We start from the raw sequence: 257 nt of genomic DNA, 5'->3' as shown, positions 1-257 counted from the left end.
AGCCTGCTCCTCGCCGACGAGCCGACGGGCGCATTGGACACGGGCACATCAAGGGAGATCATGGATCTGTTTGGTCGCCTCAATGCCGATGGCGTCACGATCCTGCTCATCACCCACGATCAGAGCGTCGCTGCCCAAGCCCGCCGGCAGATCACGATCGAAGACGGACGCATCGTCGATGATCGCGTAGCGCGCTAGATGCTGGCGTTGAACATCGCGATCGCCCTCGACGCGATCAGGGCCAACCGGCTTCGCTC

Annotated in this window: 1 pseudogene; it reads left to right on the top strand. The window is 63.0% G+C overall.

From position 1 onward, the window contains the following. A pseudogene (locus AC0IYH_RS32530) lies at window positions 1-198 on the top strand (macrolide ABC transporter ATP-binding protein); the annotation flags it as partial. Window positions 199-257 lie beyond the last annotated feature (59 nt).

This window comes from Pseudomonas sp. AC463, assembly GCF_979253585.1.
Note: the sequence above shows the minus strand (reverse complement) of the source record. Positions and strands in the feature narration are given on the sequence as shown.